Raw genomic sequence first — 14,099 nt, forward strand, 5'->3', positions numbered from 1 at the left:
GTGCGCGTCACCCGATACACGACCGGTACCGCAACGTGCGACGTCGGGACCGAAAGGTGACCGGAGTCACTTCTCGCTGTCGATGACCGCCTTCATCACGTCCCGGGCGATCGGGGCGGCCAGCCCGCCGCCGGAGATGTCGCCCCGGCTGGCGTCGCTGTCCTCGACGACCACCGCGACGGCGACCGGGGAGCCCGAGTCCGTCTTGGCGTACGAGATGAACCACGCGTACGGCTTCTCGCTGTTGTCCACGCCGTGCTGCGCGGTGCCCGTCTTGCCGCCGACCTTGACGCCGTCGATCCGCGCGTTGCGGCCGGTGCCGTCGTCGACCACCGTCTCCATCATCGACTGGAGCTTCTGGGCGTTGTCCTCCGAGAGCGGCCGGCTCATCTCGCTGGGCTCGTGCTTCTCGATCACGTCGAGGCTCGGCGCCTGCAGCGACTGGACCATGTACGGCGTCATCAGCTTGCCGTCGTTGGCCACCGCGGCGGCCACCATCGCCATCTGCAGCGGCGTCGCGGCCGTCTCGAACTGGCCGATCGAGCTGAGCGCGGTCTGCGGGCGGTCCATCTCCTTCGGCCACACCGAGGCGTTCGCGCGGACCGGGACGAAGTGCTCGGAGTTGAAGCCGAACTTCTCCGCCGTCTCCCGCATCTTGTCCTTGCCGAGGTCGGAGCCCGCCTTGCCGAAGACGGTGTTGCAGGACACCTTCAGGGCGTTGCGCAGGGTCGCGTCCTTGCACGGCAGCGGGCCGTCGTTCTCCAGCTCGGTGCGGGTGTCCGGCATGACCCACGGCAGCGGCGTCTCGGTCTTGTCGTCCGGGTCGTCGACCAGGCCGTGCTCCAGGGCCGCCGCCGCGGTGACGACCTTGAACGTCGAACCGGGGGGGTAGGTCTCGCGCAGCGCGCGGTTCAGCATCGGCTCGTCGCGGTCCTTCTTCAGCTTGTTCCAGACCGGGGTGTCCTTGTTGAGGGAGTTGCCCGCGAAGGACGACGGGTCGTAGGACGGGGTGGAGGCCAGCGCCAGCACCGCCCCGGTCTCCGGGTCGATCGCGGCGACCGCGCCCTTCTTGTCGCCGAGCCCTTCGAAGGCGGCCTTCTGGGCGGCGCCGTTGAGGGTGGTGACGACGTTGCCGCCCTCCTTCTTCTTGCCCGTGACCATGTCCAGGGTGCGGCGGAAGAAGAGCCGGTCGTCGTTGCCGGTGAGGATGCCGTCCTCGATGGACTCCAGCTGGGTCGCTCCGAACGCCTGCGACGCGAACCCGGTGACCGGCGCCCACATGGGGCCGTTCTTGTAGGTGCGCTTGTAGGCGTAGTCGCTGCCGTTGGTCTTGGCGGAGCCGGTGATCGACTTGCCGTCCACGATGATGTCGCCGCGCGGCTGGGCGTACCGCTCGATGGAGATCCGGCGGTTCTTGGCGTTGTCCTGGAGGTCGGTCGCCTGGACGTACTGGAGCCAGTTGTCCCGCAGCAGCAGGGTGAGGACCAGCAGGCCGCAGAAGATCGCGATCCGGCGCACGGGCTTGTTCACGGGCGGACCACCTGGGTCATCTCGGCGTCGGGGTTCGAGGCGGGCGCGGGCGCGGGCCTGCGGGCGGTGTCGCTGATCCGGATCAGGATGCCGATCAGCGCCCAGTTCGCGATCACCGACGAACCGCCGTTGGCGAGGAACGGCATGGTCATGCCGGTCAGCGGGATGAGTCCCATCACGCCGCCCGCGACGACGAAGATCTGGAGGGCGAAGGCACCGGACAGACCGACCGCCAGCAGCTTGCCGAACGGGTCCCGGGCGGCGAGCGCGGTCCGCAGGCCCCGCTCGATGATCAGCCCGTAGAGCAGCAGCATCGCCATGGCGCCCGCGAGCCCCAGCTCCTCGCCGATGGTGGCGAAGATGAAGTCGGAGTTGGCGGCGAAGCCGATCAGGTCGGAGTGCCCCTGGCCGAGCCCGGTGCCGAGGACCCCGCCGGAGCCGAACGACATGATGGACTGGGCGATCTGGGTGCACGCGCCCGAGGTGTCGTAGCAGCCGAAGGGGTCCAGCCAGGCGTCGACGCGGGCCTGGACGTGACCGGCGAAGGAGGCCACGCCCACCGCGCCCGCCGCCGACATCCCGAGGCCGATCACGATCCAGCTGGTCCGCTCGGTGGCCACGTACAGCATGATCACGAACATGCCGAAGAACAGCAGCGAGGTGCCGAGGTCGTTCTCGAAGATCAGGACGAGGAGGCTGACCGCCCAGATGGTGAGGATCGGCCCGAGGTCCCGGCCGCGCGGCAGGTAGAGGCCCATGAACCGGCGGCTGGCCAGCGCCAGCGCGTCCCGCTTCACCATCAGGTAGCCGGAGAAGAACACCGCGATCACGATCTTCGCGAACTCGCCCGGCTGGATGGAGAACCCGGCGACGCTGATCCAGATCTTGGCGCCGAAGACGTCCCGGCCGAGGCCCGGCACCAGCGGCAGCAGCAGCAGCACCAGCGCCGCCGCCATCGAGATGTAGGTGTACCGCTGGAGGATGCGGTGGTCCTTCAGCAGCAGCAGCACCGCGACGAACAGCGCGATGCCGATCGCGGAGTAGAGCAGCTGCCGGGGGGCCGCCGCCACGAACTCGTTGCCCTGCGACTCGGCCAGGGCGTGCAGCCGGGGCGACTGGTCCAGCCGCCAGATGACCACCAGCCCCAGCCCGTTCAGCAGGGTCGCCAGCGGCAGCAGCAGCGGATCGGCGTAGGCCGCGAACTTCCGGACCACCAGATGGCCCACGGTCGCCAGCAGCCCCAGCCCGATGCCGTAGCCGAGCACCCCGGTGGGCACCTCGCCGTCGATGGCCAGACCCACGTTGATGTAGGCGAACACCGGGATGACCACCGCGAAGACCAGCAGGCCCAGCTCGGTGTTGCGCCTGCTGGGCGCGCCGATGGCACCGATGGTCGAGGTGTGCGTCGTCGAGTTACTGCTCATGGTGTGACAGGGCCCCTCACGGCTGCTTACTGCTTACCGCACAGCGAGACCAGCTTCCGCTCCTCGTCGGAGAAGCTGGGGCCGGGTGTGGCTGCGGGCGGCGAACTGGGCTTGCGGCTCTCGCTCGCACCGGGCGTCGGCGGGGTGGACGCGGTGGCGGACGCGGACGCGGTCGGCGTCGGGGTGGGGGCCTGGCGCAGGCTCGCGGGCCGCGCCCCTCCCCCGCCACCGCCGACGGAGTCCGTGCCCCCGGTCGCCTCCGGGGCCGCCGACCGGCGCGCGGTACCGGTGGTGCCGCCCGCCTCGCCCTCGCCGGGCTTGGCGCTCTCCCGCTCGGCCTCGCGGCGCTCGGCGTCCTTCTTGCAGGCGGACGCCTGGACCGCCAGTTCGTTGATCTTGTCGGTCGCCTGGTCGAGTCCGCCCTCGGCGATCGTCGCCTCCACCTGCTTGCGCTGGTAGGGCGGGAGGTACTTGAGTTCGATCTCGGGGTGGTCCTTCTGCACCTTCGACAGGTCCAGCCACGCCAGGTCCTGGCTGATGCCCCGGTAGAGCGCGACGTGCTCGTCCTTGGTGCCCACGTAGTACTGGGTCTGCGTCCAGCGGTGGCCGCCGTACAGCCCGCCGCCCGTGACGGCGAGCGCCAGCACCACGAAGAACGACGTCTTCAGCCAGCGCCGGCCGCCCCGTCGCTTGGTCAGGTCGTCGTCGCCGTAGGCGCCGTACCCGCCCTCCGGGGCGTACGCGTCGCCGCTGCCCGGAGGCCCGAACTCGCCGCCCCCGCCCTGGCCCGGCACCCGCCGTCCGAGACCGGAGGCCCGGCCCGCCGGGGTCTGCATCGCGTTGCCCTCGTGCAGCTGGTGCTGGTTCTCGGCGACCGCGCCGACCACCACCGGGGTGTCGGAGAGGCTGACGGCGAGGGTGTCGTTGCTGTCGATGTCGAGGACGTCGGCGACGATCACCGTGATGTTGTCGGGGCCGCCGCCGCGCAGCGCGAGCTGGATCAGCTCCTGCACGGTCTCCTGGGGGCCCTGGTAACTGGCGAGGGTCTCCTCCATCGTCTGGTGGGAGACCACCCCGGACAGCCCGTCCGAGCAGATCAGATAGCGGTCACCGGCGCGGACCTCGCGGATCGACAGGTCCGGCTCCACGTGGTCGCCGCTGCCGAGCGCCCGCATCAGCAGCGAACGCTGCGGATGCGTGGTGGCCTCCTCCTCGGTGATCCGGCCCTCGTCCACCAGCCGCTGCACCCAGGTGTGGTCCTGGGTGATCTGGGTGAGGACGCCGTCCCGCAGCAGATAGGCGCGGGAGTCGCCGACGTGCACCAGACCGAGGCGCTGACCCGTCCACAGCAGGGCGGTGAGCGTGGTGCCCATGCCCTCCAGCTGCGGGTCCTCCTCGACCATCATCCGGAGCTGGTCGTTGGCCCGCTGCACGGCGGAGCCGAGCGAGGTGAGGATGTCGGAACCGGGCACGTCGTCGTCGAGGGTGACGAGCGTGGAGATCACCTCGGACGAGGCGACCTCACCGGCGGCCTGACCGCCCATGCCGTCCGCGATCGCGAGCAGCCGGGGCCCGGCGTAACCGGAGTCCTCGTTGCCCTCACGGATCATGCCCTTGTGCGATCCGGCGGCGAAGCGCAGTGACAGACTCATGCGCACCTCGCCCGTCGGCTCCGGGTACCTCCGCACCGTGCCCACCCTCCGGTCGGGAACGCGCCAATGTCCGTCGTCCGGACCGCTTCCGTTCGCTCGCGCTGGCGCTCATTCATGACGTAGTACTACTTCCGCAGCTCGATGACGGTTTTCCCGATGCGGATCGGCGCGCCGAGCGGAACCGGGGTCGGGGTCGTCAGCCGGGCCCGGTCGAGATAGGTGCCGTTGGTGGACCCGAGGTCCTCGACGATCCACTGGCCGTCCCGGTCGGGGTAGATCCTGGCATGGCGGCTGGAGGCGTAGTCGTCGTCCAGCACGATCGTGGAGTCGTGGGCCCGGCCGAGCGTGATGGTCTGGCCCTGGAGCGCGACCGTGGTGCCGGTGAGGGTGCCCTCGGAGACGACGAGCTTGGTGGGGGCGCCGCGCCGCTGACGGCCGCCGCCCTGCTGGCCGCGCTGCTGCGGGGGCGCGGCCTGGCGGGCGGTCTGCTGGGCGCGCCCGCTCTCGCGGCGGGCGCCGCGCTGGGTCACCCGCGTACCGAAGAGGTCGCTGCGGATGACCTGGACGGCCACGATCACGAACAGCCACAGAACGGCCAGGAAACCCAGCCGCATGACCGTCAGGGTCAGCTCTGACATTGCCCCCGCTTCACCCTTCGGCTTGCCGGTAAATGATGGTGGTGCTGCCCACGACGATCCGCGAGCCGTCGCGGAGCGTAGCGCGGGTGGTGTGCTGTCCGTCGACCACGATGCCGTTGGTCGACCCGAGGTCCTGGATCGTCGAGGGCGCGCCGGTCCGGATCTCGCAGTGCCTGCGGGAGACGCCGGGGTCGTCGATGCGCACGTCGGCTTCGGTGCTGCGGCCGAGCACCAGCGTCGCGCGGGAGATCTGGTGACGGGTGCCGTTGATCTCGATCCAGTGCCGTGTCTGGGTGCCCGGCGCGGAGCCGGGGCCGGGGCCGCCGGGGCGGTCCGCGCCCGGACGGCCGGGGAACCCGGGGGGCGCGGCGGGCATGGGGGGAGCGCCGGGGGGCTGGTTCGGGTAGCCGGGGCCGCCGCCGGGCGCGCCCGGTCCGCCGCCGCGTCCGGGACCGGGGCCGCCCTGGGCTCCGCCGCCGGGGCCCTGCGGTCCGCCGCCGGGCTGGGAGGTGCTGGAGGCGAGCGTGCGGCTGCGGACCCGGTAGAGGCCGGTGTCGAGGTCCTCGGCCTTCTCCAGATGGACCTTGATCGGGCCCATGAAGGTGTACCGCTGCTGCTTGGCGTAGTCGCGCACCATGCCGGACAGTTCGTCGCCGAGCTGGCCCGAGTAGGGGCTCAGGCGTTCGTAGTCCGGGGTGCTCAGTTCCACGATGAAGTCGTTGGGGACGACGGTGCGGTCGCGGTTCCAGATCGTGGCGTTGTTGTCGCACTCGCGCTGGAGCGCTCCGGCGATCTCGACCGGCTGGACCTCGGACTTGAAGACCTTGGCGAAGGTGCCGTTGACCAGACCTTCGAGGCGCTGCTCGAACTTCTTCAGGACTCCCATGGGGCACCTCCTCCTTCGCTGCCGTCCTGGTACTGCTTACTGATCGTATCCACGCGCCGGTAAATCGGCTGGTTCCCCCTGTCTCACCGACCCACGAGTGTCGACCTTCACAGGGCCGCCCCGTGGCGGGGGCGGCGATCCGTCCGCGAACGGCCGTCCCGCACCCGTGCCCTACGAACCCCTTCCCCGTCGCGGCGGTCGCATGACCACCTCGACAACCTGTTCCCAGGGGGATCGTAGAGGTGCCCCGGAGCCAGTGTCCCGCACACGGCGAGCGCTCAGGTCCATACCGGGGGACCGGAGGGCGGCTGGTGCCGGGTTGGGACAGGACGGGGACGACGGCGGTGCGGTGCGACGGGGCGCTCCGGGACGTTCCCCGGGCCCGTCCGGTACGGCCCGGGGCCCTCCCGGACGCCACTTCGCCGCGTGCGCCCGCCGGTCGTCGGTCCTGTCCGCCGTCCGTTCGCCAGCCGTCGGTCCTGTCCGCCGTCCCGTTCGCCAGCCGTCCGTGCTGTCCACTGTCCTGTCCGCCCGCTGCCTGCCGTCCTCTCGCCGACCGTCCGCCCGCCGTCCGTCGACTGTTCGTCCGTCCGGCCGCTTGCCCGTCCGCCCGCTGTCCGGTCCTTCGGCCCGTCCGCCCGTCTGCCCGTTCGCCCGCTGTCCCGTCCGCCGGTCCGTCGGCCCGTTGGTCCGTTCGTTGGTCCGGCCCTCCGGATTCCCCGCGCGGTTCGTCCTCCTTGTAGTACGCGTCGTCCTTCCGCCGCTCTCCACAGGTGAAGAACGCGTGAGCGCGGGGGTGCGTTCCGTTCCCGGCCGGTGAGTGCGCGGACACGGAGCGGAGCGGGGCCGTCGGGAGGCCGGGCGGGGTGGACGGGGCCGTATATACGGATGTGAAGGCACCCTCCCCAGCGTGCTAATCTTCTGCATGTCGGAAGGCGCCCGCACCAAGCGGTGAGGGACCCAAAGACGACACCCACGCGCGGGTGGCGGAATAGGCAGACGCGCTGGATTCAGGTTCCAGTGCCCGAAAGGGCGTGGGGGTTCAACTCCCCCCTCGCGCACAGGGGAGCACCGACGAGAGTGCTCTAGTTGCATCGACGAAACGGTCGGCATCATGATTATGATGCCGACCGTTTCGCTATGCCCCGATGGATCTTGGCTGTTGGGGCGGGGCGAGGGTGCTCACACGGATGACTGCCAGCGGCCTGGGGCCGCTGGCAGTGGTGGTTGAGGTGATCTTCGGTTGTGGCCCCGGGGTGGGTGCGTCGGGTGGTTCAGGTCTCTTTGATGTGGCCCTTGGGCGCCCAGGAGCCGATGGGGAGGGTTTTGCGTCGGCGAGTGGGGTGTCGGCGGGGGCGGTTGCCGTGGAGAGCGACGGCGTCGGCCCAGCTGGCGAGTTTGCGGCGGTTGACGTGGGCGAGCTGGAAGGCGAGGAGCACTGTTTGGGCGGCGATGCCGCGAACGCGGCGGGTGCCTGCTGCTTCCATGCGTTCGTGCAGGGGGTCCTTGCCGAAGCCGTTGATGCCTTCGATGGCGTTACGGAGGCGGAAGTAGACGCGCTGCCATTCGTCGCCCCCGTATTGGGTGGCCTGCCACTGTGAGGCGCCGGCCTGGGGCGGGATGGTGACGCTGCGTTTTGTGCAGATGCGGTCTGGCTTGGTGGGGCTGGGGGCGGGGTCGACCAAGGGCAGGTGGATACCGGTCCCCATGGTGTGCGGTTTGAGGATGCACTGGACGCGGCGGGCTTCGGCGGGGCACATCATCCGGCGGTGTCCTTCGTCGTCTGCGGCCTCTTTCGGCATGAGCAGGTAGGTGGCGCGCAGCCGGATGCGCTTGATCCAGGTGTCCTTATCGATCCGCTTGGCGAGGAAGTCGATGGTGGCGGTGACCAGGGGGGCGGGCATGGAGGGGCAGTACCACGATCCTTCGACGAGCTGGGCCCCGGCGACGCTGCCCTGCACGCCGAGCTGGTCCTTGGTGTAGTCGTAGACGGGGGCGTAGCCCAGGGCGCGGATGGGCAGCTGGAAGACCTCTGCCCTCTGTCCGTTGTAGAGGCGGTCACCGGCGAGGTATCCGCGCGGGTAACGGGAATCGACTTGGAGCAGGGCTTTGACGGCGACCTCGCCGGGGCGGCAGCTGGGCTTTTCCAGGGCGAAGGCGATGATCAGTGCTGGGACGGTGTCGGGGTCGGCGGAGCCGTCCGGGAGCGGGGCGCCGTCGGAGCTGGTGCCGCGGGCAACGATCAGGCTGGCATCGAAGCCGTACAGCTTCTTCTTTACCTTTCGGCGCTTGGCCTTGCCCGTGTTCTTGCCACCCTCCCCTTTTTCGGGTGGCGGGGCGATTTCTTCGAGGGCTAGGGGGTCCTCGTGGCGGGCGCCTCGGACGTACCAGCCGGCGTCGGGGTCGGTGGAGGTGACCTCGCTGTCCGGGGCGAGGCCCTTGGCGTAGGCGCCGACAACGGTGGCGTCCACCACGGTGTCGCCTTCCCAGGTCTCTTGGAGCAGGGCGTGGGCCGGCTGCAGGGAGGTGCCGAGGATCTTGTTGGAGAAGTGGACGAGCAGGGAGCGCTTGTCGGCGAGGGCGGCTTCATCGGCTGCGGCCTGGAGTTCGGCTGCGTCGGTGAGGGGGATGCGGTGGTTCTTAGGCAGAGGAGACGGGTCGATGGAGTCGACGATCTTGTGGAAGAGGCGTCGTACGACCGCGTAGAAGGCTTCGGAACCTTGGTCGTTGTCGGCGTAGTGGGGGATCCCGAACCGGTCGCGCATGGCCTGGCTGATGCCGAAGGCCAGTAGGTCGGCGACGGCGGTCAGGATCACGGCTCCGGAGTGCAGGACGGAGCACAGGTACATGCCGAGCAGCAGCCCTTCGGCGCTGAGGTGGCGCGGGCGCCCGTGCGTTGCTCGGCCAGGGCCGCGCGGCCTCCTCTACTAGCCCCTCGGCACCCAGGGTCGACAGCAGGTCGATGACGTCTTGGTCGGGGACGGTGACGCGGCGGGTGCGGAGCCTGGCGATGCGGTCGTGTCGTTCGAGGCGGCTCGTCATCACAGCCCCTTCAGCGCGGCTGCGGCCTGCTCGGCGGTGAGGTTGCGGACGTACGGCATGATCCGGTCGATGGAGCGCAGGGTGGTCAGCCCGGCGGCGGCCATCAGGGTCGGCAGGTGCATGCGGGCTTCGATCGCATCCACGAGCCAGGTGGCCCGGGCCCGCCCCATCACCAGGGGCGGAGTGCCGGGTGACGCCTTGGTGCGGGCGATGAAGTTGGTGACGGTGTTGGGGTTGCGGGCGTAGCCGCTGGGGCGGAAGAGATAGCGGACCTGCCCGGGTTCGGCGGCCTGGGCCGCGGCGTCGGCGAGGACCGGCGCCCAGGAAGTGCGGCACAGCACGAGACGGCCGCGACGGCCGCGGACCGCGACGGCCACTTCCCCGTTGGGCGCGACCCGTACGTCGTGAGCACGAAGCGGGATGATCTCCGGTGAGTCCAGTGCGCAGCCGAGGCCCAGAGCGAGCAGGGTCAGACTGCCGTGGCGCAGCTCGGCGGTGGGCTGGAAGCGGGCGGATGCGAAGAGGCTGGACTGTTCGGCCGTGCTGTACGGCCTGGAGGAGTCCGACCCGGCGTAGGCGGCCGGTTTTCCGGTGGTCAGGTCGGGGCCGAACAGGGCCCGGCGCAGGTGCCCCAGGCGGCCCCGTAGTTGCCGCAGGTGCCGTCGCTCAGGTGCAGGCAGCCGGTGGCCAGGGACCATTCGACCGACTCGGGGGCCAGGACCTGTTCGGCTGCGGCCGGGCGTCCGCAGAGATCGGCGTGGGCGGTGGCGTGGGCGAGCGCGCCCATCCATTCCCGTGCCTGCTTGGGGGTGTTGGGCTTGGCCCGGGTGACCGCGCGCCGGCAGCCGGGCCCGATGCGCTCCCATACGGGGGCGGGCAGTTCGGGCCGGTACTGCTCGATCGCATCCATGACGACTCTCCACCAGGAATAGACCCCAGGAGGGGTGTTATTCCAATAACATTCAGTGGAGGTGGCGGCCGCTGTCATGCCGGGAGGTCCGTATGGGCGACACTCTTCGCTGTGTCACAAGGAGACAAGCGCCGTCGCAAGCCCGCCGAGTACCTGCTCGAGGGCGCTTGGTCGCACGCCGTGCTTGACGACCACCACGGGGCGCAGGTCGCCCAGGAAGTGGCCGCGCGCCTGCGGCGCGCCATCGAGGAGCACGGCTGGACGATTGTGGAGGTCGCCCGCAGGACGGGAGTGGACCGGATCACCATCAGCCGGGTGCTGGCTGGCCAGGTCTGGTGCGACCTGCTGACGATCGCGACCCTGGAGAAGGAACTCGATGTGGACCTGTGGCCCGGGCGGAACCCGGGCAATCCACCGGAGTGAATTCGCATGGGCATTCGGCTTCCTGAAGCAGGAGCAGGCGAAGATGGCCGAATGCCCGACACGGCTAGATGGACACGGGTACTGTCGGGAACGGCCTTACTGGCCCCGTCGCCGCAGACCCTGGCCGTAATCCAGGGCGTAAAGAACCTGCGGCGACGGTTCATATGTGTGGTGAAGTGTTATGTCAGCGGGCGCTGTTGCAGCCCTGGGTCAGATGAACCTCCAGGTGCCGCGCGGTCGGTAGTGCACGTGAATGTCGCCCTCGGTGGTGATGCGCTCCAGGGCGCCGATAAGGGCGAGTATGCGTAGTAGCTCGCGCACGCGATGCAAGCCGGGCGCGTCCTCTTTCTCGATTCCCAGCAGTGCCCCGACGCCTGCCACGCTCCACGTGGCGTGCGGCTTGGAACCGATGAGGGTCAGGATCTCGCGGCGTCGCTGCCCCCTCACCAGCACCAGGTCCGGCTGCGTCGGTGCCGTGGTCGCGGACGGGGTTTCTGAGGCGAAGCCGTCTGAGGACACGAGAGCTTCGTCCTGCCCGGAGGCCCCTTCCGGCTGGAGCACCGCCGTGGAAGCAGGCGTCCCGTACCCATCACGAGAGGGCGGCTGCTCCTCGTCGGGAACCACCCACAGGCGCGTCGGTTCCGTTGAGGACTCCAGCAAACCGAGTTGCTCGGCGCCCTCGCGGACGGCGTGCCAGTCGGTGAGGGCGGAGATGTTCCGGGTCATCAGTGCCAGGACTTCCTCACGCTTCTTCCGCATCTCCCCGAGCTGCTGCTCCAGCTCGGGGATGGTCTGGTCGTATTGCAGAAGTTTGGTTTTGCACCGGCGGTTCAGCAGGTCCATCAGGTCCGCAGGGTCCGCGAGGAGGCCCTCGGCCATCGACTCGTAGGCCATGCAAACACGTTAGGGTGAACGGCTGCTGATTGTCAGCTGGATGTGTGAGCGCTCGGGTGTAGATGCGGAATTCGCTTCCTATAGTCGCATTTTCCGGGATTACCCATTCTATTGTCAGACACCAGTACGAAATCTATCCCTCCTTACTGGTGCGCCATGCCGGTCAATGTCCCGCGTGAGTTGACCAGTTGGCGCTCTGTCCAGCGTCTGTCCGGCTCTTGCTGTCCTCGTCGCGGCAGACGCGTGAGGGCATTGTGGCGGAGGTCGGCTCAGCAGGCCTGCGAGCCCCACAGGCCGGACAGGGCGTCGAACTCCTCGCGGGTGAGGGACTCGGTGCCGTTGTGAATGGCGCGGATCGCTCCGCTGCGCACCAGGTAGGCCAGCCGTGCGATGCTTCCACCAGTGATCTCTTGGAGATGGTCGGCCAGATCCGACAAGGTGCCGGGGACATGGTGCCGCAGCCGCAACGCTGCCTCCGCCTGGATGACCGTTGTGCGCCAGGCCGCGTCGCTGGATCTGCCCGTGAGCCTCACCAGTGCCAGACGCCGCTGTTCCCAGCAGGCGGAGGTATCCGCCGGACAGAGCTCGGGCCCGGCGAAGACGAAGGTGACCGGCAGCCAGTCGTGTAGCTCCCGCAGCACCCGGGCCGTTGAGGTGCCGGCGCCCGCCCGCAGGTGGCGGCCGTCGATTTCGTCCACCAGGATGAGGCCGGTGCCGCTGGCGGTCAGGGCAGCACGCGCCTGCCACATGAGATCGGCGACGGTGATGCGCGAGGGGGTGGCGACGGATACCCCAGCGGCCAGGATGAGTTCGGTGAGCAGCATCCGCGGCGTGACGGTCTGCGGAACAGAGACCTGGATCACGGGTCGGTGAGGTGAATCTCCCTGGTCGCTGGGGTGCCGGCTGGTGTACCAACGGGCGGATTCGACCAGCACGGTTGTCTTGCCGGTGGCAGCCACCCCGTGCACCAGAAGCCCATGACGAGCACCCGGGGAATGCTCGTTCACTGTGACCAACTCCTGCACACGGGCGGCCGCGGCAACAACTTCCCCGCTAAGGATGGGCAATTGGGCGTGGTATGCCAGGCGGGTCGCGTCCAGCGCGGCCGGCGACGGCGCCTGCAGGGGCAGCCACGTGCGCGTGGTGGCCTGCCGTGATGCTCGTACGGGTGCCGGCACCGGACGACGGGGCGGCAGGAGCTGTCTCCCCTCGCTGGAACCGGGCAAATTGCCTCTCGTAAAAGGACGACTGGAGTGATGAGGGCCGTCTGCCAGTACACAACGGTACGGTCACCCACCGCCCATCCGGGGCATCTAGCCACACCCGCCGGAAGTCATAGGGGTCCCAGCGGACCTCGGCCACGGCCCTGACACCAGGCGGCGGAGATCCCCAACTCCGCTGCAGCTCCAAGCTGTTGTAGATGCAGCCGTGCAGGGTGATGCCCACCGGTGAAATCGCCCGGGTGGCCCGGGGCAGCAGATCCGCGAACACATCGGGGGACCAGGGCGTGGCCAGCCAGCTGGCCTGAGCGACGAGAGCGGTGTAGCGCTGGGCGGGCGTTTCCGCGCCCGGCACGGCGAACCCCTCGGCACCCGCGCTGAGCCGGGTGCGCGGCCAGACGTGAAGAACCCACTCGTCCACCCGCGCCTGGACATCCTCCAGCACCATCCCCTCCCCGCTGCCCAGGAGGTCGGCGAGCTGGTCGGCCATGCGCGCGACCAGCAGGTCTACGTGCTGCTCGCGACCGGTGACGTGCGGCATGTGCTGCCGAATGCGCACACCCAGCCGGGTGCACGCCTGAGAGAAGCCCCGCAGGCTGGCCGGCATACCAGCCATCCCAACGGTCTGCGGGCGGATCAGCGGCGCCCCTCCCGACGGCAGGGCGGCATCGGGCAGAAGGTGATCACCAGCCCATCGCGCCCGTACATCGTCGGGGACTCCCATACGGGCCAGCAGAGCCGCCCCGTCAAGGGTCCGTCTGTCCCTGTGGACCACGGCGGTCAGAACGCAGGCGGAGTCGGCGTCCACGGCGATGACGACCTCAGGAAGGCCGTAGGAACCAAGAGCACCCAATCGCGAAGGAATCCGCACCGTGTCCAGCACGACGTACCGTCCCGGCCAGTGCGACGACCGCTGGCCGGGATAGGTGAAAACCCTGCCCTCCAGCAACCCCGCACCGGTGGCCTCGGCATACAGCCGGTGGAAGGCGGAACGAGACGGCAGCGCTACCCCTCCCACCCCGTGGCGCTGCTCCACCAGGGCAGCCACTCTGCGGCGCAGCCCCTCCACCGTCAATCGCCGGCGGTCCGGCAGTTCGGACACGGCCCCTCGCCGAATCCCTGCCCGACCGAGACCGGTTCGGATCCGCCAAGGTCACCATCGAAAGCCCCGCCGGAAACTGGGACATCAACCGCAGCCAGCTCGTCGTCGGCGACTACGACGGCGACGGCCAGGACGACCTCGGCGCCCTCGACCACCGCAAGGACGGCACCGTCAGAACAGTGACCTGGACCGCCACACCTGCCGCATCCTTCAACCCTGGCGTCGTCAGCTGGACAGCCCCCTCACAGGACTGGCTCTACGACAACACCACACTGTTCACCAGCTACAACTAACCAACCCGCCTCGAGCCGTCCCCAACAGCTACGCCAAGGCTGATTCCATTCCAATCCGACGGCTCTGAAGGCAAGTTAGGCTGTT

Annotated in this window: 12 protein-coding genes and 1 tRNA gene; 2 read left to right on the plus strand and 11 right to left on the minus strand. The window is 69.5% G+C overall.

The features are described from left to right. Nucleotides 1–66: 66 nt before the first annotated feature. The 5 genes from ACVWNX_RS17210 to ACVWNX_RS17230 all read right to left on the minus strand — a co-directional run bounded on the left by ACVWNX_RS17210 (nucleotide 67) and on the right by ACVWNX_RS17230 (nucleotide 6,130). The gene (locus ACVWNX_RS17210; protein ID WP_454407974.1) at nucleotides 67–1,530 is read right to left on the minus strand and encodes a peptidoglycan D,D-transpeptidase FtsI family protein; all 1,464 of its coding nucleotides are present in this window, start codon (nucleotides 1,528–1,530) and stop codon (nucleotides 67–69) included. Then, a complete protein-coding gene (locus ACVWNX_RS17215) occupies nucleotides 1,527–2,954 on the minus strand; it encodes an FtsW/RodA/SpoVE family cell cycle protein (protein ID WP_454407976.1) in 1,428 nt (475 codons plus the stop codon). The genes ACVWNX_RS17210 and ACVWNX_RS17215 overlap by 4 nt, the downstream gene beginning before the upstream one ends. 26 nt (nucleotides 2,955–2,980) lie before the next feature. After that, nucleotides 2,981–4,606 (minus strand): Stp1/IreP family PP2C-type Ser/Thr phosphatase, encoded by a 1,626-nt coding sequence (locus ACVWNX_RS17220; protein ID WP_454407978.1) that lies wholly within the window; start codon nucleotides 4,604–4,606, stop codon nucleotides 2,981–2,983. A gap of 125 nt (nucleotides 4,607–4,731) precedes the next feature. Next, a complete protein-coding gene (locus ACVWNX_RS17225) occupies nucleotides 4,732–5,244 on the minus strand; it encodes an FHA domain-containing protein FhaB/FipA (protein ID WP_454407979.1) in 513 nt (170 codons plus the stop codon). 10 nt (nucleotides 5,245–5,254) lie between these two features. After that, a complete protein-coding gene (locus ACVWNX_RS17230; RefSeq protein ID WP_454407981.1) occupies nucleotides 5,255–6,130 on the minus strand; it encodes an FhaA domain-containing protein in 876 nt (291 codons plus the stop codon). A 977-nt stretch (nucleotides 6,131–7,107) separates the two neighbouring features. Here ACVWNX_RS17230 and ACVWNX_RS17235 point away from each other — a divergent pair. Further along, nucleotides 7,108–7,191: transfer RNA gene (locus ACVWNX_RS17235), tRNA-Leu, on the plus strand. Nucleotides 7,192–7,404: 213 nt separating this feature from the next. Here the strand turns inward: ACVWNX_RS17235 and ACVWNX_RS17240 are convergent. The 3 genes from ACVWNX_RS17240 to ACVWNX_RS17250 all read right to left on the minus strand — a co-directional run bounded on the left by ACVWNX_RS17240 (nucleotide 7,405) and on the right by ACVWNX_RS17250 (nucleotide 10,082). Next, on the minus strand, nucleotides 7,405–8,946 hold the full coding sequence (locus ACVWNX_RS17240; protein WP_454407983.1) for a hypothetical protein: 1,542 nt from the start codon (nucleotides 8,944–8,946) through the stop codon (nucleotides 7,405–7,407). A gap of 225 nt (nucleotides 8,947–9,171) precedes the next feature. Beyond that, on the minus strand, nucleotides 9,172–9,870 hold the full coding sequence (locus tag ACVWNX_RS17245) for a hypothetical protein (protein WP_454407984.1): 699 nt from the start codon (nucleotides 9,868–9,870) through the stop codon (nucleotides 9,172–9,174). Then, nucleotides 9,768–10,082, minus strand: coding sequence for a hypothetical protein (locus ACVWNX_RS17250; RefSeq protein ID WP_454407986.1), 315 nt, complete (start codon nucleotides 10,080–10,082; stop codon nucleotides 9,768–9,770). Before ACVWNX_RS17250 ends, ACVWNX_RS17245 begins: the two co-directional genes overlap by 103 nt. 111 nt (nucleotides 10,083–10,193) lie before the next feature. On the opposite strand from ACVWNX_RS17250, the gene ACVWNX_RS17255 reads away from it, so the two are divergent. Beyond that, nucleotides 10,194–10,505, plus strand: coding sequence for a helix-turn-helix domain-containing protein (locus ACVWNX_RS17255; RefSeq protein WP_454407987.1), 312 nt, complete (start codon nucleotides 10,194–10,196; stop codon nucleotides 10,503–10,505). Between the two features lie 210 nt (nucleotides 10,506–10,715). Here ACVWNX_RS17255 and ACVWNX_RS17260 read toward each other — a convergent pair whose 3' ends face one another. From ACVWNX_RS17260 to ACVWNX_RS17270, 3 genes are all read right to left on the minus strand, one after another. Continuing rightward, nucleotides 10,716–11,399 (minus strand): hypothetical protein, encoded by a 684-nt coding sequence (locus ACVWNX_RS17260; protein WP_454407989.1) that lies wholly within the window; start codon nucleotides 11,397–11,399, stop codon nucleotides 10,716–10,718. A 269-nt stretch (nucleotides 11,400–11,668) separates the two neighbouring features. Then, nucleotides 11,669–12,424, minus strand: coding sequence for a TniB family NTP-binding protein (locus ACVWNX_RS17265; RefSeq protein WP_454407991.1), 756 nt, complete (start codon nucleotides 12,422–12,424; stop codon nucleotides 11,669–11,671). Nucleotides 12,425–12,452: 28 nt separating this feature from the next. Next, a complete protein-coding gene (locus ACVWNX_RS17270; protein WP_454407993.1) occupies nucleotides 12,453–13,721 on the minus strand; it encodes a Mu transposase C-terminal domain-containing protein in 1,269 nt (422 codons plus the stop codon). Nucleotides 13,722–14,099 lie beyond the last annotated feature (378 nt).

The sequence above is a fragment of the Streptomyces sp. JNUCC 64 genome, from assembly GCF_054484115.1.